Below are 25,260 nucleotides of genomic sequence, written 5' to 3' on the forward strand. Positions count from 1 at the left end.
GCGGACATGGGTCAACGCCGCGATGCCGCCGGCCGGCTGAACCCCGGGTTAAGCCGAACCGTGGAACGCGGTGCTCGCGGAGAACAGCTTGATCCCCGTCGGCGGCTGCGACAGGTCGCCCTGGCGGGCACGGACCGCGAAATCGACCAGTTCGCCGACCGAGTGATAGGCACAGGGCTTCGACACGACGCCCAGGGTCCCGTCGATTCCGTCATCCAGCATTGCCGGATTTGCCGTGAGAAAGATGACGGTCGTCCCATAGGTCTGGCCGAGCATCCGCCCGATCAGCGGGCCCGTGGGACCGTCACGCAGATTGCAGTCGACCAGCGCGACGTCCGGGCGGATCGATGCCAGTTCCATCGCCCGCGACATGTCGGCGGCGATGCCGACCGGACGATAGCCATGCTCCTCCAGCGAGGCCTCCAGATCGATCGCGACCAGCATTTCGTCTTCGACGATCAGAACCGTGGGGGTTTGCATGGGAATTCCGGACATAATCTAGAGCAAGGCAACGCGGAATCGTCCGGTCGGTTCCGCGGCGCGGCGCAAACCGACCGCAATAATGTTGCGCCGATGATGCTTGTGCCGTCCGGTCGACATCGCTAATGGCCGCGACGGGCCACGCTGTCCCAACGCAGCGCGTGCTCTCTGTGAGGAGAGACTGACATGACTGATCTTCCGCCTAAGCCGGCCACGACTCCCGCTCGCCCGTATTTTTCGTCCGGGCCCTGCGCCAAGCCGCCGGGCTGGTCCGCCGACCGCCTCAACCCCGTCAGCCTCGGCCGGTCGCACCGTTCGAAGATCGGCAAGCAGCGTCTGCAATATTGCATCGACCTGATGCGCGAATTGCTGAAGCTCCCCGATACGCACCGCATCGGCATCGTCCCCGGTTCCGACACCGGCGCGTTCGAAATGGCGATGTGGACGATGCTGGGCGCCCGCCCCGTCACTGCGCTGGCATGGGAGAGCTTCGGCGAAGGCTGGGTGACCGATGCGGTCAAGCAGCTCAAGATCGATCCGACCGTCGTGCGAGCCGATTACGGCCAGCTGCCCGACCTGACTGCGATCGACTGGACCCACGACGTGCTGTTCACCTGGAACGGTACCACCTCTGGCGTCCGCGTTCCCAGTGCCGATTTCATCCCCGCCGACCGCGAGGGCCTGTCGTTCGCCGACGCGACCTCGGGCGTGTTCGCCTATGACATCGACTGGGCCAAGATCGACGTCGCCACCTTCAGCTGGCAGAAGGTGCTAGGCGGGGAGGGCGCGCATGGCGTGCTGATCCTCGGCCCGCGCGCGGTCGAACGCCTCGAAAGTTACACCCCCGCATGGCCGCTGCCCAAGGTCTTCCGCCTGGTGTCGAAGGGCAAGCTGACCGAGGGCATCTTCAAGGGCGAGACGATCAACACCCCGTCGATGCTGGCGGTCGAGGATGCGATCTTCAGCCTCGAATGGGGCAAGTCGCTGGGCGAGAACGGCCTGATCGCGCGCAGCGACGCCAATGCCGCCGCACTCGACAAGATCGTGGCGGAACGCGACTGGCTCGGCCATCTCGCCGCCGATCCGGCGACCCGGTCGAAGACCAGCGTCTGCCTGACGGTCGAGGGCGCCGACGAGGCGCTCATCAAGAAGATGGCGTCGCTGTTGGAGGCCGAAGGGGCTGCCTATGACGTCGCCGGCTATCGCGACGCTCCGGCGGGCCTGCGCATCTGGTGCGGTGCGACGGTCGATACCGCGGATATCGAGGCGCTCGGGCCATGGCTCGACTGGGCCTACGCGACGGCGAAGGCGGCATAAAGCCCTCCCCCCTTCAGGGGAAAGGGTTGGGAGAGGGGCAGTCGCGCCACCTTTCCGCCCGGTCCCCGACTTCCCCTCTCCCGGCCCTCTCCCCTGAAGGGGAGAGGGAGAAGGAACGAAACATGCCTAAAGTTCTCATTTCCGACAAAATGGACCCCAAAGCCGCCCAGATCTTCCGCGAACGCGGGGTCGAGGTGGATGAGATCACCGGCAAGACGCCCGAAGAGCTGATGGCGATCATCGGCGACTATGACGGCCTCGCCATCCGCTCGTCGACCAAGGTGACCAAGGCGATCCTCGACGCCGCGAAGAACCTCAAGGTCGTCGGCCGCGCCGGCATCGGTGTCGATAACGTCGACATTCCCGCCGCCTCGGCCGCCGGCGTCGTCGTGATGAACACGCCGTTCGGCAATTCGATCACCACCGCCGAGCACGCCATCGCGCTGATGTTCGCGCTCGCCCGCCAGCTTCCCGAGGCCGATGCCTCGACCCAGGCGGGCAAGTGGGAAAAGAACCGCTTCATGGGCGTCGAGCTGACCGCCAAGACGCTGGGCCTGATCGGCGCGGGCAATATCGGCTCGATCGTCGCCGACCGCGCGCAGGGCCTGAAGATGAAGGTCATCGCCTTCGATCCGTTCCTGTCGCCCGAACGCGCGATCGAGATCGGCGTCGAGAAGGTCGAGCTGGACCAGCTGCTGGCCCGCGCCGACTTCATCACGCTGCACACCCCCCTGACCGACCAGACCCGCAACATCCTGTCGGCGGAAAATCTGGCAAAGACCAAGAAGGGCGTGCGGATCATCAACTGCGCGCGCGGCGGGCTGATCGACGAGGCGGCATTGAAGGCGGCGCTCGACAGCGGCCATGTCGCGGGTGCCGCGCTCGACGTGTTCGTGCAGGAACCGGCCAAGGAATCGCCGCTGTTCGGTACGCCGAACTTCATCTCGACCCCGCATCTGGGCGCGTCGACCAGCGAGGCGCAGGTCAATGTCGCGATCCAGGTCGCCGAGCAGATGGCCGATTTCCTCGTATCGGGCGGCGTCACCAACGCGCTCAACATGCCGTCGCTGTCGGCCGAAGAGGCACCGCGCCTCAAGCCATACATGGCGTTGGCCGAAAAGCTCGGGAGCCTGGTCGGGCAGCTGACCACCGGCGCGATCGCCCGCGTGTCGGTGCACAGCGAAGGCGCCGCGGCCGAGCTGAACCAGAAGCCGATCGTCGGCGCGGTGCTGGCCGGGTTCCTGCGCGTCCAGTCGGACACGGTGAACATGGTCAACGCGCCGTTCCTGGCGAAGGAGCGCGGCATCGAGGTGCGCGAGGTCCGCAACGACCGCGAGGGCGATTACCAAACGCTGATCCGCGTCAGCCTCAAGACCGAAGCCGGCGAGCGGTCGGTCGCGGGCACGCTGTTCGGCAACGCCCAGCCGCGTCTGGTCGAACTGTTCGGCATTAAGGTAGAGGCCGATCTGGCCGGGCACATGCTGTACGTCGTCAACGAGGACGCGCCGGGCTTCATCGGCCGCATCGGCACCACACTGGGCGAAGCGGGTGTGAATATCGGCACCTTCCACCTCGGTCGTCGCGATGCCGGTGGCGAAGCGGTGGTGCTGCTGTCGGTCGACGAAGCGGTGACGCCGGAGCTAGTGGCCAAGGTTCGCGCGCTTCCGGGCGTCAAGACGGTCATGCCGCTCAAGTTCTGATCGGCCTGTAAGGGTAGGCAGCGGGCTGTCGGAGCGATCCGGCAGCCCGTTTGCGTTTGCGCTACCCTTCTTCGTCACCCCGGACTTGATCCGGGGTCCCGCTTCTTCTTCTGCGACCGGAAAAAAGCGGGACCCCGGGTCAAGCCGAGGGTGGCGTATGGGGTAAGGCAATGCGTCCATGCTTTCCCGCTCGCCTCGCACCCGCTAGGGGAAACCCCATGAACGACACCGGCCTCCTGCCCGAAGGGTTTCACGACCGCCTGCCCCCCGCCGCCGACGGCCTGCGCCGGTTCGAAGGGGCGGTGCTGGGCGTCGCGCATGGCTATGGCTATGAACAGGTCGACCCGCCGCTCGCCGAGTTCGAGGCGGGGCTGGCCAACCGGTTGAAGGGCACGGCGGCGACCGACGCGGTGCGCTTCGTCGATCCGGTCAGCCAACGGACGCTGGCGATCCGCCCCGATATCACCGCGCAGGTCGCGCGGATCGCGGCAACCCGCATGGGGCACCATCCACGTCCCGTCCGGCTGTCCTATGCCGGCCCGGTGCTGAAGCTGCGCGCGGGCGAACTCGCCCCGCGCCGCGCGCTGCGCCAGATCGGCGCCGAACTGATCGGTCTCGACAGCGTGGCGGCGGCGATCGAGGTCGTGACCGTCGCGGTCGAATCGCTGCGCGCGGCGGGCGTCACCGGCATCTCGATCGACTTTACCCTGCCCGATCTGGTCGCGACGCTGGCGGGCGATCCGCCGGGGCCGCAGCATGACGCGCTGATTGCCGCGCTGGATGCGAAGGATGCCGGGCGGGTCGCGGCGATCGATCCGGCCTATCTGCCGCTGGTGGAGGCGGCGGGTCCGTTCGCTGCCGCCGTGGCCCGGCTGCGCGCGACCGATGCCGCCGGGCGGCTGGCGTCGCGGCTGGATGCGATCGAGGCGGTGGTGGCGACCCTGCCGGCGGATGTCGGCGTGACGCTCGACCCGACCGAACGCCATGGCTTCGAATATCAAAGCTGGCTCGGCTTCTCGCTGTTCGCGCGCGGCGTGCTGGGCGAGGTCGGGCGGGGCGGCAGCTATGCGGTGTGCCATGCCGATGGGCGTGAGGAAGCGGCGGTCGGCTTCTCGCTCTACGCCGATGCGCTGCTCGATGCCGGGCTGGGTGCCAAGGATCGCCAGCGGCTGTTCCTGCCGCTCGGCACCGCCCCGGCTATCGCGACGCGGTTGCGCGGCGAAGGCTGGGTGACGGTCGCGGCACTGGCCGAAGGCGATACGCCTCAGGCGCAGCTGTGCACCCATGTCTGGGATGGCGAAACCGCCCAGGCGGTCGCCTGAATGCGACAGGGGCGACCGATCGGCCGCCCTTGGATCACTTATTCGGCGGCCTTGGGCTTGCGGCCGCGACGCGGCGCGGCGTCACCCGTGGCTTCGCCATCCTCGCTGGCGGTGCGTGCCTTGCGGCCGAGGCCAATGCGCTTCGCCATGTCGCGACGGCTCTGCGAATAGGTTTCGGCGACCATCGGATAGTCGGGGCGCAGGCCGTACCGCTCGCGATAGGTTTCCGGGGTCAGGCCATGGCCCGCCAGGTGACGGCGCAGCGTCTTGTACGGCTTGCCGTCGATCATCGAGATGATGTGATCCTTCGATGCCAGCGACTTGCGCACCGACACCGCCGGAACATGCTCCTGCTGCGGCGCCGATTCTTCCGGCTCCGACGTGCCCGATGCCAGCCCCAGGACGGTCGCGTGCATCGTCTGCAGGAATGCCGGAACATCCTCTGCCGCGACGCGGTTGTTACCATTGTTCAACCAGGCGATGGTAAGTTCGGTGGCCAGTTCGATCGCGTTGAGTTCGGAACTATCGTCGGTCATGGATATCTCCTCAATGCGGGCGAAATGCTACGGGCCCGGCGGCAGGTCAATGGCTGTGACCCGGATAATCTTATTTTCAACTGAATTATTCGGTCGAAACGCCGATTTCAGCGGATGGCATACGAATTGTTTACCCTCCATCGACCTGAATCGACAATGTGCGCGTTGAGTGAGATGTCTCTCGACCGCAATAGGGTACGATGGCGGCCTTGCGAATATTCTTGGCGCAGCGACCTTGCCCGCAACGGCGCGGTCCACCTTGGACAAAAGATGTGAACATGACAGCCGGCACCATCGATCCATCGTCACCGATTTGGCATGATATTGCCGACACGATGCCGATACTGGCATGGGTGGCGGACGATGACGGCCGGTTGCTATGGGGCAATCGCTGCTGGCAGGCCGATTTTCACGATACGACCGGCCGGACTCTTTGGGACTGTTGTCACGACGGGCCAGGGCGCGATGCAGTACGGCGAACGTGGCGGGATGGCGTGGCCGCCGGCACGTCCTTTGCCCTGTCGCTGCCGCTGGCTGCCGATCATATCGACGTGCCGGTCGGATTTTGCGTGCGCCCGGAAGGTGCCGGCCGCTGGATCGGTATCGCATCGGGTGAGGAATCGCGGCGTCAGGCGGAATCGGCGCGGGCGGCAACGCGGGCCGAACTCGATACGCTGACCAACGCCATGCCGCAGATGGTGTGGGCGACCCGGCCAGATGGCCATCACGACTATTACAATGCGCAATGGTATCGCTTCACCGGCATGCCGGAGGGTTCGACCGATGGCGAGGGGTGGAACGGCATGTTCCACCCGGAGGACCAGGATCGCGCCTGGGCGCGGTGGCGGCACAGCCTGACCACCGGCGAGGATTACGAGATCGAATATCGCCTGCGCCACCGCAGCGGAGCCTATCGATGGGTGCTGGGACGGGCGCAGCCGGTGCGCGATGCCGACGGCATGATCGTACGCTGGATCGGCACCTGCACCGATATTGATTCCGCCAAGCGTGCCGCCGAACAGAACGATATCCTGAGCCGTGAACTCAGCCACCGGATCAAGAACATCTTCGCGATCATCAGCGGGTTGGTGCGGATGTCGGCGCGGCGTATGCCGGCGGTGCGGGAATTTGCCGACGACCTTGCCCGCCGGATCGCGGCGCTGGGCGCGGCACACGACCTCGCCCGCCCGCACAGCGACATATCGCGCCCGCTGATCGGCGAGGCGACGCTCCATCACGTCCTGCGCGAGTTGCTGACGCCCTATGCGCCCGACCAGTGGCGGATCGCGGGGGACGACGTGCCGATCGACGATCGCGGCGCCACGCCGATCGCGCTGATCTTTCACGAACTGGCGACCAACGCCGCCAAATATGGCGGACTGTCGGTGCCAGAAGGGCGCGTGACGGTTCACACCCGGCTGGACGGCGACACGCTGCGCATCGACTGGTGCGAAACGGACGGTCCGGCGATCGCCGGCGAGCCGGAGGCGACCGGGTTCGGCACGCGGCTGGCAGCGCTCAGCATCGAACAGCAGCTCGCCGGCAGGATCGCCCGCGACTGGCGGCCGGAAGGGCTGGCGGTACGCATCGAGCTCAGCCCGTCGGCGCTGGTACGCGAGCGCCCCGTTCCGGTCGACGCCTGAACGCAAAGGGGCGGCACCCTTTCGGATGCCGCCCCCTCCTGTGGCCCGTTCGGCGATCAGTTGCCGAAGGTGCGCTGCCACCAGCCGCGACGCGGCGATGCCGAAGCGTCAGCGGCAGGCTCCTCGGCCTGGACCTCTTCGACAGGCGCTGCCGGCGCTTCCACGACGGGCGCGGCTTCCTCGGCCGGCGCTTCTGCCGGAGCGGCCGCCTTGCGACGCGGCGCACGGCGCTTCTTGGGCGCGGCTTCCGCTTCCGCTTCCGGTTCTGCCGGGGCGGGGGCAGGGGCCTCGACCTCGGCGTCCACGTCCGCCTTGCGCTTGCGGGTCCGCTTCGGCTTGGGCGCGTCGGCGACCGGCTCGGCATCGACCTTCGGCGTTTCGACCGGTTCGGGGGTGACGATCGGCGCGGCATCCCCCGCCTCGACGACCTCCGGCTCGGCCGGCGCCGCCTCGGTCACGTCGCCGACCTTCGCGCGGGCGCTCGGGCGGCGGCGGGTACGCTTGGGCGCAGGGGCAGGGGCCGCCTCGACGACCTCCGGTTCGGCGACCGGCTCGGGCGCGGCTTCGGCGACGTCCTCGCTCGCATCGTCCTCGATCGGCAGGTCGGCAACGGCGCCGGCACCATCGGCCGCGTCGAACGCACCCTCGCCGCGGCGACCGCCCCGACGGCCGCGCCGGCGACGCTTGCGCCGGGTGCCTTCATCGGCCTGTTCGGCTTCGGGAGCGGTGTCGGTCGATGCCTCGACCTCGTCGTCGCCAGCTTCATCCGCGGCATCGTCCGCGTCTTCGGCCGTGTCGGCGTCGTCGCCGGCTTCGCCTTCCTCCCGATTGCGACCGCGACGACCGCGCCGGCGGCGACGGCGCTTGCCGCGTCCTTCACCTTCGTCGTCGCCGCGCGGGGTACGGGCGACTTCCTCGACGGCGTCCTCCTCGACCTCGTCGTCGATCTCGTCCTCGATGTCCTCATAGGCATCGTCCTCGTCGTCGATGACGACCAGCGGCTCGACCTTCGGCGGATGCGCGGGCGGCGGGCCGGAGGCTTCGACCGCCATGCGTGCGCCCTCGATCTCGGCATCGGGCACGATCTCGACGGTCACGCCATAGCGGTCCTCGACCTCGGCGATGTCGGCGCGCTTCTTGTTCAGGACATAGAAGGCCGCTTCCTGGCTGGCGCGCAGCACGATCAGCGAGCCGCGACCACGCGCCGCTTCGTCCTCGATCAGACGCAGCGCCGACAGGCCCGCCGACGATGCGGTGCGGACCAGCCCGGTGCCCTCGCAATGCGGGCACTGGCGGGTCGATGCCTCAAGCACGCCGGTGCGCAGCCGCTGCCGGCTCATTTCCATCAGGCCGAAGGCGGAGATGCGGCCGACCTGGATGCGTGCGCGATCGTTCTTCAGCGCCTCCTTCATCGCCTTCTCGACCTTACGGACGTTCGATCCGTGGTCCATGTCGATGAAGTCGATCACGACGAGACCGGCCATGTCGCGCAGGCGCAGCTGGCGGGCGATTTCCTGCGCCGCTTCGAGGTTCGTCGCGGTCGCGGTCTGTTCGATATTATGTTCGCGGGTCGACCTCCCTGAGTTGATGTCGATCGACACCAAAGCCTCGGTCGGGTTGATGACCAGATAGCCGCCCGACTTCAGCTGCACGACCGGATTGTACATCGCGGCCAGCTGATCCTCGACATGCGCACGCTGGAACAGCGGCACGGCATCGGCATATTGCTTCACCCGGCGGGCATGCGCCGGCATCAGCAACCGCATATAGTCCTTGGCGTGGCGGAAGCCGTCCTCGCCCTCGACGATCACCTCGTCGATATCCTTGTTGTAGATATCGCGGATCGCCCTCTTGATCAGGTCGCTGTCGCCATAGACGAGCGCGGGCGCCGACGAGGTCAGCGTCTGTTCGCGAATCCCGTCCCACAGGCGGGCGAGGTAATCGAAGTCGCGCTTGATCTCCTGACGCGAGCGCTGGAGCCCGGCGGTGCGGACGATGCAGCCCATTGACGCCGGCAGCGTCAGTTCGGCCATGATCGACTTCAACCGCTTGCGGTCGGCGGCCGAGCTGATCTTGCGCGAAATGCCGCCGCCATGCGCGGTGTTGGGCATCAGCACGCAATAGCGGCCGGCAAGCGACAGATAGGTCGTCAGCGCCGCACCCTTGTTGCCGCGCTCTTCCTTGACGACCTGCACCAGCAGCACCTGCCGCCGGCGAATGACGTCCTGGATCTTGTAGCGGCGACGCAGGTTCAGCCGGCGCTGGCGCAGCGCTTCCACGGCGGCATCGTCGCCGCCATTCTTGCGCTTGCGCGGGGCCGGAGCCTCGCCATCCTCTTCGTCGTGATGCTCGTCGTCTTCCTCGTCGCGCTCGACGACTTCGACGCCGCCTTCGGCATCCTCGTCGTGATCGTCGTAATCGAGGTCGTCGTCATGGTCGCCCGCGCGCAGCGCCGCTTCCTCGGCGGCATGCGCGGCTTCCTCGGCCAGCAGCGCGTCGCGATCTTCCTTAGGAATCTGGTAATAGTCGGGGTGGATTTCGCTGAAAGCGAGGAAGCCGTGGCGGTTGCCGCCATAATCTACGAACGCCGCCTGCAACGACGGTTCGACCCGCGTCACCTTGGCCAGATAGATATTGCCCTTGAGCTGCTTGCGCTCGGCCGATTCGAAATCGAATTCCTCGATCCGGTTACCCTTGACGACGGCGACCCGGGTTTCCTCCCGGTGGCGAGCGTCGATCAACATCCGCGTGGTCATGATAATGTCTCCGGGCGCGCGGGACGGCTCGGCCAGTCGGCGCGCCTAAACGCGCGGCGGGGGCCATGCCCGGTGCCTGCGCGCGATTGCTGGGATATGCGTCTGCTGGCATGGGCAGCCCGGAACGCTCCGGGCGGACAATTGTCGCCCCGACGCCGGCCGCGACAGCGGCACAGGCGGTACGGGACGGAACTTGCCACATGCGAACATCAACCTGGTTAGACCCCCTGAAGCGGGTACGCTTTGGGGGTGTCGCGTCGGTTTCCCCGAACCAAGTCCGGGACCGACGTAATTGCGGGCGTAGCACCCGGTGTCGCCGACAGCAACAGTATCGGCGCGTTCGTTACGCTAACGAAGCAAATCCGAATAAATGGTTAAAGCGCGATTCATCGTGCTGGTTCACCGTGGGTTGAGCGGCGGGGCGTAGGAGAATGCTTCGGAATTAGTCGGAAGCGGACCCCCGTTCATGGATTTGCGCTGGACCGGAAATGCGATTGGGCGGCATAGCGCGCCGATGGGCGCATGGCTGGCCTTTCTGTCGATCTGGTTCGGCGTCCCCGTCGCCGCACAGACGGTCGATACCGTCGATGTCGCCGACGACCGCATCACCATCCGCCTCGATGCCGCCGCTACCGCCGCGTCCAGCTTCGTGCTCGCCGGGCCCGACCGCCTCGTCGTCGACCTAGACGGCGTGCGTCCGGGCGGGCGCAGCGAATCGGGCGGCGGCGTGCGGGCGGTGCGTCAGGGAACGCGCGAGGGCGGCAGCCGGATCGTGTTCGATCTCGACCGGCCGCTGATCGTCACCGCCGGGCGCTTTTCGGATGACGGGCGGCGGCTCACCCTGACGCTCAGCAACGCCGCGCCCCAGCGCTATGCCCGCGCGACCACCGCCGGGCGGATGCGGTTCCAGCCGCAGATCGCGATGGCGACCGTGGTGCCTGCATCGTCCTCAGCGGCGATGATCGTCGACCGGCGCCAGCGCGCGACTGCGTCGGTCCCGATCCCCGCCCGTCGTCGCGGCCATCGCCTGCCCCGCATCGAAGGGGATGTCGACCGGCCGCTGGTGGTGATCGATGCCGGCCATGGCGGGCATGATCCGGGTGCCATCTCACCCCATGGCGGGATGCAGGAAAAGGACCTGACGCTGAAGACCGCGCGCGCCGTGCGCGACGTGCTGCTGGCGAGCGGGCGGGTACGCGTGGCGCTGACCCGCGACCGCGACGAATTCCTCGTGCTGCAGGAACGCTATGCGATCGCGCGGCGGCTGGGGGCCAGCCTGTTCATCTCGATCCACTGCGACAGCGCCGATAACCCGCAGGCGACCGGCGCCAGCATCTATACCCTGTCCGAAGTCGCCTCCGACCGCGAGGCCGCGCGCCTCGCCGCGCGTGAGAACAAGGCCGACATCCTCGCCGGCGTAGATCTCGGCCGCCAGAGCGCCGATATCTCGTCGATCCTGATCGACCTGACCCAGCGCGAGACGATGAACGCCTCGGCTGGCTTCGCCCGGCTGCTGGGCCGCGAAGCGACCGGCGTCATACCGCTCAAGCCCAATTATCACCGCATGGCGTCGCTGATGGTGCTCAAAGCGCCCGACCTGCCCTCGATCCTGTTCGAAACCGGCTATCTGTCGAACGAAGCGGACGCCCAGCGGCTCGATTCGGTCGAGGGTCGCCGCGCGATCGCCAAAAGCGTGGAACGCGCGGTCGAGGTCTATTTCGCGCGGCGGCTGGCGGCGCGCTGAGGATCAGATCGCGGTCAGCGGTCCGCTGGCGACGACCGGGCCTGTCGGTGTCGCCTGCGGCGATCCGCCCGGAGGCTCGATCGAGATGGCAAGCACTAATCCTGCCTGCAACGCCTCCCGCTCAGTCGCTGTCAATGCAAGACGAGTCGTTCCCGTGTCCGACAACAGCCCGAGCGAACGGGGCACGCCATCGCGAATGACCCAGAGCTGCGCGGCCTTGCCTGCGGGTGCGATACCGGTCGCAACCACCCGGATCTGCCCCGCTCCACGATCGACGATCGCGCTGATCGGCGTTCCTGCACCATCCGACGATTGCAGTGCGGCAAGCAACGTCACCGCCGGCGATCGGTCGACCGGCGGCAATACGGTTGGGGTCGGGCGCAGGATCATCAACAAGGCGGCTGCGGCGACAGCGGTGAGCGCGGCCGGAACGACCAGTCGCAGGCGGTTGCGCGGTTTCGGTAATGACGGTGCGCCGATGTTGTCGATCAGTCCCTGCGGCGCGGGAACCGGCCGAACCTCGGCGAGCATCGTAGCGAAATGCGCGCGCCACCATTCGACCTCGCGCGCAAAGTCCGGATCGGACAGCGTCCGGCGCAGAGCCTGTGCGCGTTCCTCTCCATCGAGCAGCCCTAATGCCAGTTCGCCGGCAAGCGCTTGATCCTCAGGCGTCACGGACGCATCCCCGCAAATTGAGCAGGCCACGACGTGCCCAGCTGCGTACCGTCGGTTCGGGTACGCCCTTGTCCTCGGCCAGCTGGGCGTAGGTCAATCCGCCGAAAAATGCGGTACGAAGGGTATCGCGCTGCCGAGGCTCTAGCGCATCGAGGCAATCGTACAGACGCTGCGCTTCCTCCGTGCGCTCGAGGACGGCGAGCTGGTCGGGCGTGTCGTCGGCAATCTGGTCTGCATCTTCGATCGGCCGCATCCGCCGCTTGCCATGCCCGCGCACCCAGTCGATCGACCGGTTGCGGGCGATCGTTCCCAACCACGACATCGGATGCGCCGCGGTCGGCACGAAGGTGCCCGCCCGGTTCCAGATCAGCTGGAAAACCTCGTGCAGGACGTCTTCGGCCGCACTGCGTTCCTGGCAGATTCGTAAGCAGATGCCGAACAGCGACGATGCGGTGAGTTCGTACAGCTGCCCCAAAGCTGCACGGTCCGCCGTACCGACGCGGTGCAGCAATTCGCAAATCGCGACGCGCGCTTGATACGGGTCGGCCGGACGATCCTTCACGTCCAAGGGCGTAGCGCGGTGACCGGTGCCACGCAACGAACGTGAACCGTACCGATCGCTTTCATCGCCTAATCGTGATTCGGCCCCAGCGACGGATCGAGATCGCGCGGGCGCACGAAGCTCGTCAGGTGCCCGCACCCGTCGCATGCTCCGGCCCAGTCGCCGTCCAGCTCGAGCACCGCGACGCTGGCGGTCGGGAATTTCTCTTCCACCGCCCCGCGCAACGGATTGCTATCCGCCGACAGCAGCAGGACGAGGTCTTCCAGCCCCGGATTATGCCCGACCAGCAGCGCGCGCTCCGCATCGGCGGGCAACGCGCGGATGACGTCGAGCATCGTGCCGGCCGAGGCGAGGTAGAGCGTGCGATCGTGGCGGGCCTCAGGCATCGCGCCAAACCCACGCCGGAAATGGTCGAGCGTCTCGACCACCCGCTTCGCCGAACTGGCAACCACCGTGTCGAAGGTCAGCCCGGCCTGTCGCGCATGGGCACCCATCGCGGTCGCGGCGCGTGCACCCTTGGCATTGAGGGGCCGTTCGTAATCGCTGAGCGCCGGATCGTCCCAGCCCGACTTGGCATGGCGCAGCAGCGTCAGCGTCTTCATAGCGGCGGCTCCATCGGCAGGGCCTGCGCCCCATGCCCGACTTCGGCTCCCAAGGAAAGAGCGCGCGCGACCGCCTCGTCCAGCGTGCAGCGGATGACCGGTGTTCCTTTGGGAAACGCGCCGAGCAACCGCGATGGCATGGCGGCCGACAGCAGCACGAACAGCCCGCGATCGTCGGCGCGGCGGATCAGCCGCCCGAACGCCTGGGCGAGGCGCGCGCGGACCATCCGGTCGTCATAGGCGCTGCCGCCCCCCGCCAGCCGGCGCGCGGCGTGGAGCACGCCGGGCTTCACCCATGGCACCCCCTCCATCACCACCATCCTCAGCGAATGGCCGGGCACATCGACCCCGTCGCGCAGCGCATCGGTGCCGATCAGCGAGGCGCGCGGATCGTCGCGAAAGATATCGACCAGCGTGCCGGTATCGATCGGATCGACATGCTGGGCATAGAGCGGCAGCCCGTCACGCGCCAACCGGTCGGCAATCCGCGCATGCACGCCGCGCAGCCGTCGGATCGCGGTGAACAGTCCCAGCGTGCCGCCGCCGGCCGCAACGATCAGTCGGCCATAGGCATTGGCGAGCGCGGGCAGGTCGCCGCGCTTCACATCGGTGACGATCAGCACCTCGGCCTGTCGCGCGTAGGCGAACGGGCTGACCGCCTCGAAATGGCTCGGCTGGCGCAGCAGGTGCGGCGCGCCGACGCGCGCATCTGCCACGTCCCAGTCGCCGCCGGCGCGTAAGGTAGCGGAGGTAACCAGCACGCCATGCGCGGGCTTCAGCACTTTTTCGGCGAAGGGGCGGCTGGGGTCGAGCCAATGGCGATGCAGGCCCATGTCATATTCGCGGCCCTCGACCCGGTCGACCGTCATCCAGTCGACGAAATCGGGATCGACCGGCCCGCCGATCCGCGCGAGCAGCCGACCCCATGCGGCGACCGTCTCCGCCCGCCAGCCAAGCGAAGCGATCGCCCCCTCGATCCGCGCCCGCGCCGGCCCGTCCATCCAGTCCGGCCCTTCGGTCAGCACCGCCTCCAGCCGCTTGCCGAGCGCTATGAGGGGCCGCAGCAGCGCGTCCAGCGCCTGCGCGGCCGGGCCGGCGGCATCGACCAGCTCGGGCGGCGGTTCGCTGAGTTCGGTCTCCAGCCCATAGCCCGCCTCGCCATCCTTCGCGCGGGCGAAGACCGCACCGCGGACGCAGGCGAGCAGTTCCTCGACCGGCCCGAACGGATTGCCTTCCTGAATCCGCGACAGCCACCCCTCGGCCGGCAGCAGTCGCGCGGCATCGACCGCCGCCACAACCGCCTCGCCGCCCGCTGCGTCATAGCTCGCGACATCGGACAGCCGCGCCGCCAGTCCCCGCCGCCGCCCGCGCCCGCCGCCTTCCGGCCCCAGCACCCAGCGGCGGATCTCGATCGCCTCCATGCCCGTCAGCGCGGCGGAGAACATCGCGTCGGCCGCCTCGAACAGGTGATGGCCCTCGTCGAAGACATAGCGTGTCGGCCGCGTGCCGGTTTCGCGTCCCCGCGCGGCGTTGACCATCACCAGCGCATGGTTGGCGATGACGATATCCGCCTGCGCCGATGCCCGCGCCGCGCGTTCGATGAAGCATTTGCGGTAATGCGGGCAGCCGGCATAGATGCACTCGCCCCGCCGGTCGGTCAGCGCGGTCGACCCGTTGCGCCGGAACAGCGTCGGCAGCCAGCCGGGCAGGTCGCCGCCGACCATGTCGCCATCGGCGCTGTATGCCGCCCAGCGCGCGACCAGTTGCGCCAGCACCGCCGCCCGCCCCTGAAACCCGCCCTGCAGCGCGTCCTCGAGGTTCAGCAGGCACAGATAATTCTCGCGCCCCTTGCGCGTCACCACCTTCGCGCGGCGCACGGCGGGATCGGGAAAGACACGGGTGCTTTCCTGCGCCAGCTGGCGTTGCAACGCCTTGGTAAAGGTCGATACCCACACCGCGCCATCGGCGGTCTCGGACCAGAGCGACGCGGGGGCGAGATAGCCCAAGGTCTTGCCGATGCCGGTCCCGGCCTCCGCCAGCACCAGATTGGGCGTGTCGCGCGCCACGCGCGGGGCAAAGGCAACGGCGGCGGCAGCGGCAAAGGCGCGCTGTCCCGGCCGTGCCTCCGCCGCACTCCCGGTCAGGCTCGCCAGCCGCTCGGCAACCGCATCGGGTGCCAGCGTCACCGTGCGCGGATGGGCACGCGGCGGCGCCTCCTCCCATTCAGGCAATTTGCTGAACAGCCAGCGTTCGGCGGTATCCGGCTTGGGCAGCACCTGCCCCAGCGCCGGTGCCCAGGGCCAGCGCAGCCGGAACAGCGACCGCGCGGCGGTCCACGCGCCTTCCTGTTCGGCCCAGGGCGCAGACGCGGTCGCGATCAGCGCCGCCGCCGCCCGCCGCAACAGGTCGGCGATGCCCGCTTCGTCCGCCGGCAGCGGCAGGTCGAGCGCCTGCGCGATCCCCTTGGGCGTCGGCACCGCGAAGCGCGCGGGATGGACGAAGGCAAACAGCTCCAATAGGTCGAGCCCGGACAGCTCGGCATAGCCCAGCCGTTGCCCGATCAGCGGCGCGTTGAGCACGATCGTCGGCGTATCCGCGACCAGCGCGATCGCCTCCCCCCGGCTGACCTCGCGCGTGCCGTCGCGGGTCGCGATCCAGACGCCCGAATGGCTGGCGTGCAGGGCGGGATAGGGGAGCATGGAACCGCCTTACCGATCTACGCGCCAGAACGGAAGCGGAACGCGCCAAATCCTCCCCGGCACGGGGAGGGGGACCAGCGAAGCAGGTGGAGGGGTCGGTCCACATACGGAAGGGTAACGTTGCGCCGCCCGCCCCCTCCACCATCCTTCGGATGGTCCCCCTCCCCATGAATGGGGAGGAGCTTAGTCGCCGATCTTCTCCCGCTGCCGCTCCGCCCAGTCGCGACCCTCGTCACCGCCCCACAACAGCCAAGCAATATACCCTGCCGACGGATCGTTGTCGTCGCCCCAGCTATGCGCCTTCGTATCCTTGTCGACCTTGTGCCGCGCGAAATAGCTGTGCATCGATTTGACGTCGGCGTCCGACATCGGCCCGCCATCGGCGATCTGCTTCGCCCGCTTTACGCCGACCTCGGTCCCGCCGCGATCGAACTTGTCGCGCAGCTTCAGGCCCTTTTCGGCGTTCGCCGCCATCTTCTTCGTCGGTTTGTGCTCGTCGGCCATCGGCTATCCTCTCTGGACGGCTCAATCGTTTCAGCCGCTTGCCCGTTCCCTTACCACAGCACGCCCTTTTCGGGTTTCAGCGGTTCGGGCGCCGAATCGCCGATCGCCTGCAACAGGTCGATCTCGATCGTCCGGCACATCGCGGTCAGCGGCAGGTCGTGCACCGTATTGGCGAACGGATCGGCCAGATCCTCGCCGATCTGCAACACCGCCAGGAACATCAGCCCGGCAAGACCCGAGCCGAGCGGCGTCGCAATGCCCAGCGTCTCGACCAGCCCGATCGGCAGGACGATGCAGAACAGCCGCGTGAACAGCGACGGCAGGAAGCGATATTGCACCGGCAGCGGCGTGTTCTTGATCCGCTCCATCCCGCCCTGCGCATTGGCGATATCGATCAGCACGCTTTCGAGGCTGGTCTGCTGGATGCTGTCGATCCAGCCGCGCCGCTGCGCCTCGCCGATGCGGGCGCCGGTGCCGTCGAGCAGCCCGTTGGCGACATTGGTCCGGCCGAGCGGCTCACCCGCCTCTTCGCGCGACAGGAAGCGGTGGACGTCGTCCTTCGAATCCAGCCGCCGCAACTGGCAGCGCAGCGCATTCACATAGGCGATATGGCGCAGCGCGATCGACCGTTTCAGGTCGCGCTTCGGCCCTTCATCCTCCGGACCGATGAAGGCGATCGCGCCACGCGCCAGGTTGCGCGATGCGTTGATCATCAGCCCCCAGAGCGAGCGCCCTTCCCACCAGCGCGCATAGGCCGAATTGACCCGAAAGCCGAGGAACAGCGCCAGGGCCGAACCGAAGATGGTCAACGGCAACGACGGCGCTTTGAACGGCAGCACGAAATAGACGACGGTGACGATCACGTCCCAGATGAACAGGGCGAGCGCCGGCTTCCAGACTTCGGCGACGATGCGGGACAGGCGGGGGGCGTCGGATACGATCATCGTCGGACGCTACGCCCGACACGGGCCAAGGTTGCGTCGCAACAGGTGGAAATTATTCCACTTACCGCGTATCTGGACCGGATGATCGACGCAGAACTTCGCAACGCAGCAATGGTTTCAAAGGCTTGGCCCTATGAAGAGGCGCGCAAGCTGTTGAAGCGCTATCCGGACGGAAAGCCGGGCGGTGCGCCGATCCTGTTCGAAACCGGCTATGGCCCGTCGGGCCTGCCGCATATCGGCACGTTCAACGAAGTGCTGCGCACGACGATGGTCCGCCGCGCGTTCGAGGAACTGTCGGACCAGCCGACCCGGCTGATCGCGTTCTCGGACGACATGGACGGCCTGCGCAAGGTGCCGGACAATGTGCCGAACGGCGACATGCTGCGCGGCCATCTCGGCAAGCCGTTGAGCGAGATTCCCGATCCGTTCGGGACGCATTCGAGTTTCGCCGCGCACAACAACGCCCGGCTGCGCGCATTCCTCGACCAGTACGGCTTCGAGTACGAGTTCGCGTCGTCGACCGATTATTATCGCGGCGGGAAGTTCGACGAGGCGCTGAAGGACGTGCTGCGCAACATGCAGGCGATCCTTGACATCATGCTGCCGACGCTGGGCGCCGAACGCCGTGCGACCTATTCGCCGGTGCTGCCGATCTCGCCGACCAGCGGCATCGTGCTGCAGGTGCCGGTCGAGGTGCTGGACGCCGATACCGGCATGGTCGCGTTCATGGACGGCGACACCCGCGTCGAACAATCGATCCTGTCGGGCGGCGCGAAGCTGCAATGGAAGGTCGACTGGGCGATGCGCTGGGTCGCCTTGGGCGTCGATTACGAGATGGCCGGCAAGGACCTGATCGATTCGGTCACCCAGTCGTCGAAGATCGCCCGCGTGCTGGGCGCCCGCCCGCCCGAGGGCTTCAACTACGAAATGTTCCTCGACGAACATGGGCAGAAGATTTCGAAGTCGAAGGGCAACGGCCTCAGCCTCGAACAATGGCTGACCTATGGCCCGCCGGAAAGCGTCGCCTTCTACGCCTATCGCGAACCGAAAAAGGCCAAGCAGCTCCATCTGGGCGTGATCCCGCGCGCGATCGACGAATATTGGCAGTTCCGCGCCAATTACGATGCGCAGCCGATCGAACAGAAGCTGGGCAACCCGGTCCATCACATCCATGGCGGCCCGCCGCCGGCGGAGACGTTGCCGGTCACCTTCGGCCTGCTGCTCAACCTCGTCGGCGTGATGGGGGAGGCGACCAAGCCGCAGGTGTGGGGCTATCTCGCCAACTATGTCAAAGATGCCAGCGCCGAGCGCTATCCGGCGCTCGACGCGCTGATCGACCATGCGCTGGCCTATGTCCGCGACGTGGCCGACAAGCCCGAACGCCGCGCCCCGACCGAGGTCGAACGCGCCGCGCTCGAACGACTCGACGCCGATCTGGCGGCGATGCCCGCCGATGCGAGTGCGGAGGATATCCAAAACGCGGTGTACGAGATCGGCAAGACCGCCGGGTTCGAGTCGCTCAGGGACTGGTTCAAGGCCTGCTACGAAACGCTGCTCGGCACGGCCCAGGGCCCGCGCATGGGCAGCTTCATCGCGCTCTACGGCATCGACAACACCCGCAAGCTGATCGCCGAGGCGCTGGCGCGCTGACCGCTGCAATTGACGTCACCCTCAAACCGTACCCCCGCGCAGGCGGGGGTCTAGGGTCAAGCAAAACAACGGGTTGCGTGTGCCGCCCTGGACCCCCGCCTGCGCGGGGGTACGCTATCGAGCGAGAGGATGCGCCCTACTTCCGATCCTCGTAGAACTTCTTGACGACGTTCCAGCCTTCCTCCGCCGTCTCGACGAAGGTGATCAGGTCGAGATCGCGTTCCGAAATTACGCCTTCCTCGACCAGCGCGTCCCAGTTGACGACCCGGTCCCAGAATTCGCGGCCATAGAACAGCACCGGGATCGGCTCGATCTTGCCGGTCTGGATGAGGGTCAGCAGCTCGAAACTCTCGTCGAACGTGCCGAATCCGCCCGGGAACACCGCCACCGCGCGGGCGCGCAGCAGGAAGTGCATCTTGCGCAGCGCGAAATAATGGAACTGCATCGACAGCGCCGGGGTGACGTACGGGTTCGGCGCCTGCTCATGCGGCAGGACGATGTTCAACCCGATCGATTCGGCCCCGGCCTCGTTCGCGCCGCGATTGGCCGCTTCCATGATCGACGGGCCGCCGCCCGAACACACGACGAAGTGGCGCTTGCCGTTCAGATCGTCGGGAAACTGGCTGGCGTGGAAGGCAAGCTCGCGCGCCACGTCGTAATAATGCGACTTGGCGACGATCCGCTCGGCGATGGCGCGCGCTTTGTCGTCCTGCGCCAGGTCGAGCAGCACTTCGGCCTTTTCCGGCTCAGGAATGCGCGCCGAACCGTAGATGACGAAGGTCGAGGCGATGTTCGCCTCGTCGAGCAGCAGCGAGGGCTTGAGCAGCTCGAGCTGGAACCGCACCGGCCGCAAATCCTCGCGCAACAGGAACTCCATGTCCTGGAACGCCAGTCGATAGGCGGGATGTTCGGTCTGGGGGGTCGACAGCTGCGCGCGGGCCGCTTCGGCTTCCTGCTTGGCCCCGCGGAACACGCGGGACGGTACTTTTGTATCGGTCATAGGTGGCGAAGTTGTAAGCACGCCTGCGAACAGCGGCAAGCGCCTTGCATCATCGGCACAGCGGCCGCCCGCCCATGTCGAGATGGAAGTGGTTGCGGTGCGCGGCGTTATAGTCGGGGCCGAGCGTGGTGACGAACCGTTTGCAGGCCGATCGGTGCACGATGCGCAGGAACTCGCGCACCTGCGGGTCGGTGCTGTTCCAGTCGCGCTCCAGCACGATTCGCCGTCCGTCGGCCAGGGTGAAGCTGCCGATATCGACGGCATTTGCCAGGCCATGTTCCGACACCCGCCCGGCGGAGCCTGCGCTGCCGCCGATGATCCCGCGACAGGCATAGGTGCCATAGCTGTCGATCCGGACCACCTCGCTGCCCAGGATCTGCCGTGCGGCGGGCCGGACGCCGTGCCGGACCCAGCCGACCAACGCGCGCGCCACCGGACAGCGTATCGCCTTCAACCCCGAAACCGGTGTGCCGATATCGAGCAGCTGCACCGCGCCCAGCACGACGCAGCCCGATCCATAGTCGCGATCGGGCAGCGGGCTGAACCGCACCTCGGCCCGCGACAGGTCGGCGAAGCATTGCTGCGTATCGCGCGGCGTCGCGCCCGGCAGCGTCACCGGACCCGACGGGCGCTGCGCAATGGGACGGGGCGGGGGCGGGGCGTCGCGGCGTTCGCCACCGACACAGGCGGACAACAGCAACAGGGCAAGCGGAATCGACCGGTGGAACGCAACCATCGGCCGATATCGTTTCACGACGCCCGCCACGCGACAAGCGCCCTGCGCCGGTCCGTGCAATCGATGCCATCGATCCGGTTGGGGTAACCGCTGTCACAAGGGATTGCCTGCACTAGTAGTTTTTGAATATGTACTACTTTCGGATGACCCGGTGACGGGCGACCTCACCCCGCGCGCCGGCAACGGACCGCTTCGCAAAGGAATGCAGCGTGACCATTCTCGTTCGAACCCTGTCCGATCGCGTGTTCGAAATCGTGCGGGAACGTATCGTCAGCGGCGCGCTGCCCGAAACCGTGCCGATCCGGCAGGATGCGCTAGCCAGCGAACTGGGCGTCAGCAAGATTCCCCTTCGCGAGGCACTCGCCCGCCTCGAACAGGAAGGCCTCGTCGCCGGACAGGCCAATCGCGGCTATACCGTGCGGCCGATGTCGGCGTTGCAGGCCGAGGAAATCTACGAACTGCGCATCGCGGTGGAACCGAGCGCCGCCGCCTATGCCGCGCGCCATGCCGATGATCGCCACCGCGCGGCAGCGGTCGAGGCGTTCGACCGGCTGAAGGATGGCAGCGACGCCGACCTGCTCGACGCGGCGGCGCGCAACCGCGCCTTCCACGCCGCGCTGGTGGCCGCCGCCGGGCGCGACCTGACGATCGAGCTGGTGCAGCGGCTGTCGGTGCTCGCCGAACGCTATGTCGTGGCGCACCTCCGTCCCGCCGGCCGCGGCGACCGCGCGCAGGAGGAACATCGCGCCTTGCTGGAGGCGTGGCTGGCGCGCGATGCCGACACGGTGCAGGCGATGCTCACCCGGCATCTGAACGACACGATCGAGGATCTGCGTGGCGAATTCGCGGCGGCGGCCGCCGCCTGACGCCGGGGTGGGCCGCCCCGTGGCGATCGGCTATAGCGCCGCGATGGTTCGCTTTCTCTCCGGCGTCGTCGCCCTCCTGCTCGTCGCCGCGCCCGCTGCCGCCCGCGACATCCTGTTCATCGGCAACAGTTTTACCTTCGGCGCAGGCTCGCCGGTTGAACACTACCGCCCCGCCAGCGTAACCGACCTGAACCGCGACGGGATTGGTGGCGTGCCCGCGCTGTTTCGCAGCTTCGCCGAACAGGCCGGGCTCGACTGGACGGTGTCGCTCGAAACCTCGCCGGGCAAGGATCTGGCGTTCCATTACGCCAACAAGCGCGCGGCGATCGACCGGCGCTGGGACGTGGTGATCCTGCAGGGCTATTCGACGCTCGACGCGGAAAAGCCGGGCGATGCGACGCGGCATGGCATTGCCGCCGGCCAGCTGGCGGCGCTGGTCCGCGCGCGCAATCCCAGGGCGCAGGTGAAGCTGGTCGAAACCTGGTCGCGCGCCGACCTGACCTATCGTTCCGGCAGCCGCTGGTCGGGCAAGCCGATCGCGACCATGGCGCAGGACCTGGCCGCCGCCAATCGCCGAGTCGCGCGGACGACCCCGGGAATCTCGGGCACGATCCCCGTGGGATTGGCGTGGAACCGCGCGATCGCAACCGGGGTGGCGGACGCCAACCCCTATGACGGGATCGATCCCGGCAAGCTCGGGCTGTGGGCCGACGATCATTATCATGGCAGCACCGCCGGCTATTATCTGGAGGCGTTGGCCGTCTTCGGTCGCGTCACCGGCTATGACGTCCGCCGCCTGGGTGCGAAGGAACGCTCGGCCGCCGATCTCGGCCTGACCGGGAACCAGGCGGTCGCGTTGCAGCGGATTGCGTGGGAAACGCTCCGCCGGAACCGCTGATGCGACGGCTGGCGATGGTTGCGTTGCTGCTGCTGGCCGGCTGCGGCGGCGGCGATGCCGACCGGGCCGGACGGTTGCGCAGCGTCGGACCGAACCCCGATCTGGCCGCGCTGCTGCGGGTCGCTAATGTCGATGCCGGCCGCCGCGCGTTCGGACAGTGCGCGGCATGCCATACCATCGGCGCAGGCGGGCAGTCGCTCGCCGGTCCCAACCTCCACGCCATGATGGGCCGCGCCGTCGCGAGCAACCCGCGCTTCGGCTATACCCAGGCGCTGATCGACCATGGCGGACGCTGGAATGCGGCGCGGATGGACGCATGGCTCGCCGCACCGGCGGGGGTGGTGCCGGGCACGCGCATGGCCTTTGCCGGCGTGCGCGACCCGATGGAGCGCGCCGATCTGATCGCCTATCTGCAGTCGGAGAGCCGGTAGCTACTCGCTCGCTGCCAGACGGGGGATCAGGTAGTTACAACTGATGCCCGGTCCGGTCGCGCTTGGTTGCCAGATAGCGTTCGTTGTGGGGGTTGGGGGGGAGATGGTGTGCAACCCGTTCGACCACGGTGATGCCGGTCGCCTCCAGCCCGGCGACCTTGGCCGGGTTGTTGGTCAGCAGGCGAATCTGCCGCTGGCCCAGTAACGACAGCATCCGCCCCGCCACCCCGAAATCGCGCGCGTCGATCGCGAAGCCCAGCCGGGTATTGGCGTCGACCGTGTCGAATCCCTGGTCCTGCAACGCATAGGCGCGCAGTTTGTTGACCAGTCCGATTCCGCGCCCTTCCTGCCGCAGATACAGCAGGATGCCCCAGTTCGCGTGCGATATGGCGTGGATCGCGGCGTGCAGCTGCGGCCCGCAATCGCATTTCAGGCTGCCCAGCACATCGCCGGTCAGGCATTCGCTGTGCAGCCGGACGAGCGGCGGGCGCCCGTCGGGCTGGCCGATGACCAGTGCGACATGCTCGCCCGCCGCATCGGGCGTGCGGAAGGCGACGATCTCGCTCTGCTCGGCACCTGCCACCGGCAGCTTCGCCCGCGCGACGATGGCCAACCGGTTCGCATCCTCATGCGCGTCGATCGCCGCCGGAGTGATCGTCACCTCGGCGCCCGTACCACCCGCAAAGAAGGCCGGCAGCAGCCCCGCGACTCGCGCCAGCCGCAGCGCGGCGGCGGCGGCAAGCGGGGCGGGCGAGTCGATCCCGCGAAACGGCCCCTTCATCGGCGTGGCGAGATCGAGCTGCGGATCGGCCAGCGCGGTCGCGGCGGCGAAATCGGTCCATGCCTCGCGCCGGATCGACACCGGCTGGTCTGGCTCGGCCGCCGCGCGCTGGTTGACGATGCGCAGCGTTTCCGCCCGCCCGAACGACAACAGGATATGCGCCTGACCAACGGGGTCGAACCGCGCCAGCCGTTCGGCGTCCGCCGTCTCGATCGGCAACAGCGTCAGCGCCGTCTCGCCGGGCGCCGCGATCGCGATCGCCCAGCCGCGGCGAAGCGCATCGATCGCGCGGGCAACGTCGCGGGTTTCGCTCAAAATGCGAACTCGGTGACGATCGGGATATGGTCGCTGGGCTTCAGCCAGTTGCGGCAATCCTCGTGGACGCGGTGCGCCGTCGCCTTGGCCGCCACGTCGCGGCTGGCCCACATATGGTCGAGTCGCCGCCCGCGATCCGACGCCGCCCAGTCCTTCGCGCGGTAGCTCCACCAGGTGAACAGCCGCTCGGGCGCCGGAATGAACTGCCGCCCCAGATCGACCCAGTCGTTCGCCGCCTGCAACCGGCCCAGCGCCTCGACCTCGATCGGGGTATGGCTGACGACGTCGAGCAGCTGCTTGTGGCTCCACACGTCGCTTTCCAGTGGCGCGATGTTGAAGTCGCCGACCAGCAGCGTCGGGATGCCCGCCAGCCCCGCCGACCACGTCGTCATGCGTTCGATGAAGTCCAGCTTCTGCCCGAACTTCGGATTCACCTCGCGGTCGGGCACGTCGCCGCCCGCCGGGATGTAGACATTCTCGATCCTGAGCCCATTGGCCAGCCGCACGCCGATATGCCGCGCCTCGCCATTGGCCTGCCAGTCGAGCCGGTCATCCTCGGCCAGCGGCACCTTCGACACGACGGCGACCCCGTGGTGCATCCGCTGCCCGTTGATCGCGATATGGGTATAGCCCAGCCGCCGCAGCGGATCGTGCGGGAAATCCTGGTTCACCACCTTCGTCTCCTGCAGGCACAGCACGTCGGGCTGCGCCTCGCGCAGGAATTTTTCGACAATGTCCATGCGGAAGCGGACGGAATTGATGTTCCACGAAGCGACCGAAAGCGTGTCCATGGCCACCGCCTGTATCGCCGCAAATGCGCTCGCGCCAGATGGCGGACGGCGCAAAAGGAAAGGCCCCCGCTCCGGGGGCATGGAGCGAGGGCCGACCTAGCGTTGGTCACGCAGGCGGGCGTTGGAGACCCGGGCAACAGGGGGGAAAATCCCGGACGCGCCCCAACGCCGCAGAAACGTTCATAGGGTCAGAAACCTGTCGCCAAGATGAACGTCATGCGTATTTTTTGGAATTTGGCCGTATTGGCTGGCTTTGAACCATGGTGCGGTACCGGCCCACTCCCCCACTCCCCCACTCCCCCACTCCC

22 protein-coding genes are annotated in these 25,260 nt (G+C 67.6%); 9 read left to right on the top strand and 13 right to left on the bottom strand.

Annotated elements, in window-relative coordinates:
* Positions 1-48 precede the first annotated feature (48 nt).
* Positions 49-480 (bottom strand): response regulator, encoded by a 432-nt coding sequence (locus AVT10_RS14075; protein WP_066692694.1) that lies wholly within the window; start codon positions 478-480, stop codon positions 49-51.
* Between the two features lie 186 nt (positions 481-666).
* On the opposite strand from AVT10_RS14075, the gene AVT10_RS14080 reads away from it, so the two are divergent.
* The 3 genes from AVT10_RS14080 (at position 667) to AVT10_RS14090 (ending at position 4,819) form a co-directional block, all read left to right on the top strand.
* On the top strand, positions 667-1,797 hold the full coding sequence (locus tag AVT10_RS14080) for a phosphoserine transaminase (protein ID WP_066692697.1): 1,131 nt from the start codon (positions 667-669) through the stop codon (positions 1,795-1,797).
* Positions 1,798-1,919: 122 nt separating this feature from the next.
* The gene (serA, locus tag AVT10_RS14085) at positions 1,920-3,497 is read left to right on the top strand and encodes a phosphoglycerate dehydrogenase (protein ID WP_066692700.1); all 1,578 of its coding nucleotides are present in this window, start codon (positions 1,920-1,922) and stop codon (positions 3,495-3,497) included.
* Positions 3,498-3,715: 218 nt separating this feature from the next.
* Complete coding sequence (locus AVT10_RS14090; protein WP_066692703.1) at positions 3,716-4,819, top strand: ATP phosphoribosyltransferase regulatory subunit; 1,104 nt, start codon at positions 3,716-3,718, stop codon at positions 4,817-4,819.
* A gap of 38 nt (positions 4,820-4,857) precedes the next feature.
* On the opposite strand, the gene AVT10_RS14095 is transcribed toward AVT10_RS14090, so the two are convergent.
* Positions 4,858-5,355 (bottom strand): MucR family transcriptional regulator, encoded by a 498-nt coding sequence (locus AVT10_RS14095; protein ID WP_066692705.1) that lies wholly within the window; start codon positions 5,353-5,355, stop codon positions 4,858-4,860.
* Positions 5,356-5,633: 278 nt separating this feature from the next.
* Between AVT10_RS14095 and AVT10_RS14100 the strand changes: the two genes are divergently transcribed.
* Complete coding sequence (locus AVT10_RS14100; RefSeq protein WP_232308027.1) at positions 5,634-6,998, top strand: PAS domain-containing protein; 1,365 nt, start codon at positions 5,634-5,636, stop codon at positions 6,996-6,998.
* A 56-nt stretch (positions 6,999-7,054) separates the two neighbouring features.
* Here AVT10_RS14100 and AVT10_RS14105 read toward each other — a convergent pair whose 3' ends face one another.
* A complete protein-coding gene (locus AVT10_RS14105) occupies positions 7,055-9,742 on the bottom strand; it encodes an Rne/Rng family ribonuclease (RefSeq protein WP_066692844.1) in 2,688 nt (895 codons plus the stop codon).
* 478 nt (positions 9,743-10,220) lie between these two features.
* On the opposite strand from AVT10_RS14105, the gene AVT10_RS14110 reads away from it, so the two are divergent.
* The gene (locus tag AVT10_RS14110) at positions 10,221-11,498 is read left to right on the top strand and encodes an N-acetylmuramoyl-L-alanine amidase (RefSeq protein ID WP_232308028.1); all 1,278 of its coding nucleotides are present in this window, start codon (positions 10,221-10,223) and stop codon (positions 11,496-11,498) included.
* A gap of 3 nt (positions 11,499-11,501) precedes the next feature.
* Here AVT10_RS14110 and AVT10_RS14115 read toward each other — a convergent pair whose 3' ends face one another.
* From AVT10_RS14115 to AVT10_RS14140, 6 genes are all read right to left on the bottom strand, one after another.
* Positions 11,502-12,173 carry an anti-sigma factor gene (locus AVT10_RS14115; RefSeq protein ID WP_066692714.1) on the bottom strand — a complete coding sequence of 224 codons (672 nt, stop codon included), beginning with the start codon at positions 12,171-12,173 and terminating at the stop codon, positions 11,502-11,504.
* Positions 12,163-12,735: a sigma-70 family RNA polymerase sigma factor gene (locus AVT10_RS14120; protein ID WP_232308029.1), complete on the bottom strand. Its 573-nt coding sequence runs from the start codon at positions 12,733-12,735 to the stop codon at positions 12,163-12,165. Before AVT10_RS14120 ends, AVT10_RS14115 begins: the two co-directional genes overlap by 11 nt.
* Before the next feature lie 68 nt (positions 12,736-12,803).
* The gene (locus tag AVT10_RS14125; RefSeq protein WP_066692716.1) at positions 12,804-13,337 is read right to left on the bottom strand and encodes a SixA phosphatase family protein; all 534 of its coding nucleotides are present in this window, start codon (positions 13,335-13,337) and stop codon (positions 12,804-12,806) included.
* A complete protein-coding gene (locus tag AVT10_RS14130) occupies positions 13,334-16,036 on the bottom strand; it encodes an ATP-dependent DNA helicase (RefSeq protein ID WP_066692717.1) in 2,703 nt (900 codons plus the stop codon). The genes AVT10_RS14125 and AVT10_RS14130 overlap by 4 nt, the downstream gene beginning before the upstream one ends.
* 183 nt (positions 16,037-16,219) lie before the next feature.
* Entirely contained in the window at positions 16,220-16,540 is a 321-nt protein-coding gene (locus AVT10_RS14135; RefSeq protein ID WP_066692724.1) for a hypothetical protein, read from the bottom strand.
* A 50-nt stretch (positions 16,541-16,590) separates the two neighbouring features.
* Positions 16,591-17,484: a bestrophin family protein gene (locus AVT10_RS14140; RefSeq protein ID WP_066692725.1), complete on the bottom strand. Its 894-nt coding sequence runs from the start codon at positions 17,482-17,484 to the stop codon at positions 16,591-16,593.
* Positions 17,485-17,565: 81 nt separating this feature from the next.
* Between AVT10_RS14140 and AVT10_RS14145 the strand changes: the two genes are divergently transcribed.
* Entirely contained in the window at positions 17,566-19,134 is a 1,569-nt protein-coding gene (locus AVT10_RS14145; RefSeq protein ID WP_066692726.1) for a lysine--tRNA ligase, read from the top strand.
* A gap of 136 nt (positions 19,135-19,270) precedes the next feature.
* On the opposite strand, the gene AVT10_RS14150 is transcribed toward AVT10_RS14145, so the two are convergent.
* Both AVT10_RS14150 and AVT10_RS14155 read right to left on the bottom strand, forming a co-directional pair.
* A complete protein-coding gene (locus tag AVT10_RS14150) occupies positions 19,271-20,134 on the bottom strand; it encodes a TIGR00730 family Rossman fold protein (RefSeq protein ID WP_066692729.1) in 864 nt (287 codons plus the stop codon).
* Positions 20,135-20,183: 49 nt separating this feature from the next.
* Positions 20,184-20,870, bottom strand: coding sequence for an extensin family protein (locus AVT10_RS14155; protein ID WP_066692846.1), 687 nt, complete (start codon positions 20,868-20,870; stop codon positions 20,184-20,186).
* A gap of 209 nt (positions 20,871-21,079) precedes the next feature.
* Here AVT10_RS14155 and AVT10_RS14160 point away from each other — a divergent pair, with 209 nt between their 5' ends.
* From AVT10_RS14160 to AVT10_RS14170, 3 genes are read left to right on the top strand one after another with little or no spacing between them, the layout of a single operon-like run.
* Positions 21,080-21,736 (top strand): GntR family transcriptional regulator, encoded by a 657-nt coding sequence (locus AVT10_RS14160; RefSeq protein WP_066692733.1) that lies wholly within the window; start codon positions 21,080-21,082, stop codon positions 21,734-21,736.
* Between the two features lie 43 nt (positions 21,737-21,779).
* Positions 21,780-22,634 carry an SGNH/GDSL hydrolase family protein gene (locus AVT10_RS14165; protein WP_066692848.1) on the top strand — a complete coding sequence of 285 codons (855 nt, stop codon included), beginning with the start codon at positions 21,780-21,782 and terminating at the stop codon, positions 22,632-22,634.
* The gene (locus AVT10_RS14170; RefSeq protein ID WP_066692736.1) at positions 22,634-23,065 is read left to right on the top strand and encodes a c-type cytochrome; all 432 of its coding nucleotides are present in this window, start codon (positions 22,634-22,636) and stop codon (positions 23,063-23,065) included. The genes AVT10_RS14165 and AVT10_RS14170 overlap by 1 nt, the downstream gene beginning before the upstream one ends.
* 34 nt (positions 23,066-23,099) lie before the next feature.
* Here AVT10_RS14170 and ribA read toward each other — a convergent pair whose 3' ends face one another.
* Positions 23,100-24,161 carry a GTP cyclohydrolase II gene (gene ribA, locus AVT10_RS14175; protein WP_420038511.1) on the bottom strand — a complete coding sequence of 354 codons (1,062 nt, stop codon included), beginning with the start codon at positions 24,159-24,161 and terminating at the stop codon, positions 23,100-23,102.
* On the bottom strand, positions 24,158-24,952 hold the full coding sequence (locus AVT10_RS14180) for an exodeoxyribonuclease III (protein WP_066692737.1): 795 nt from the start codon (positions 24,950-24,952) through the stop codon (positions 24,158-24,160). The genes ribA and AVT10_RS14180 overlap by 4 nt, the downstream gene beginning before the upstream one ends.
* Between the last annotated feature and the right edge of the window lie 308 nt (positions 24,953-25,260).

This window comes from Sphingomonas hankookensis, from assembly GCF_001619955.1.
Classification (GTDB): domain Bacteria; phylum Pseudomonadota; class Alphaproteobacteria; order Sphingomonadales; family Sphingomonadaceae; genus Sphingomonas; species Sphingomonas hankookensis_A.